Raw genomic sequence first — 1,031 nt, forward strand, 5'->3', positions numbered from 1 at the left:
CACCCACCCCGCGCCACCCTTGCCTCCTTCCGTCGATATGCCCGGCTCGGCCGCGCGTTTGCTGGAGGGCCCGGAGCGGACAGCCTCCCGGGCAGAACGCAGCGGGCAACGGGAAGACGGCATGGATGCAGCCGTACAGGGCCTTGGGATGACGACGCTCCAGTCGCGCCAGGACACAGGCGGGCCCGCGAGGCCCGCGGCGGCACCGGACGAAGAGGTCCTGTCCCGCCGCGCCCTGGCCGGGGAGCGGGCCGCGTGGGACGCGCTCATCGCGCGGCATCAACGACGGGTGGTGGTGTCGCTGCTCGCCCGGGGCGTGCGGGCGGACCGGGCCCAGGAGCTGGCCCAGGAGACGTGGGCCCGCCTCATCCAGCAGCAGCAGCGCGGGCTGCTCACGGAGCTGCGCCTGCCCCACCTCGCGCTTACCCAGGCGTCCTTCCTCGCCTCGGACGAGGCCCGGCGCGTGCGGCGCGAGTCGGTGGACGGCACGGTGGAGGACCTGCCGGAGCGGCACCAGCCGGTGGACCCCACGCAGTCCGCGGAGCGGAGGCTCTTGTCGGAAGAGCAGCTCGCCCGCGCGAAGGACGCGCTCGCCCGCGTGTCGCCGGGCGCGCGCAACGTCTTCCTCCTGGCCTGTGACGGCCAGGGCCTTCCCCACTCCGAGGTCGCCTCCCGCGTCGGCCTGTCCGTCCAGCGCGTGCGACAAATCTTGTGCGAGGTCCGCAAGCAGCTGCGCACCGCGCTCGCAGAGGAAAACCATGTCTAGGCCCACTCCCCACCTCACCCGCGACCGCACGGAGCAGTACCTGCTGGGCGCGCTGCCGCCCGACGCCGCGGCGGAGCTGGAGGCCCACACCCTCACCTGCGAACCGTGCGCGCGCCTGCTCCAGGAAGAAGCCCTCCTGGAGGAGCAGCTGTACGAGGTCGCCGCCTCCGTGCCGCGCGAGGCCGAGGTGATCCGCCCCGCGCGCTGGCACCGCCCGGTAGCCGCCGCGGCGGTCGCGATGGCGGTGGCCGCCTCCGTGTTCCTG

At 74.4% G+C, this 1,031-nt stretch carries 2 protein-coding genes; both read left to right on the top strand.

Going from position 1 to position 1,031, the window contains the following annotated elements; all coding sequences use genetic code 11:
* Window positions 1–121 precede the first annotated feature (121 nt).
* Complete coding sequence (locus D7V93_RS43420; protein ID WP_244237861.1) at window positions 122–766, top strand: RNA polymerase sigma factor; 645 nt, start codon at window positions 122–124, stop codon at window positions 764–766.
* A partial coding sequence (locus D7V93_RS43425) for a zf-HC2 domain-containing protein (protein WP_147451697.1) occupies window positions 759–1,031 on the top strand: 273 nt, incomplete at its 3' end. The genes D7V93_RS43420 and D7V93_RS43425, both read left to right, overlap by 8 nt.

The organism is Corallococcus llansteffanensis (assembly GCF_003612055.1).
In the GTDB taxonomy this organism is placed as follows: Bacteria; Myxococcota; Myxococcia; order Myxococcales; family Myxococcaceae; genus Corallococcus; species Corallococcus llansteffanensis.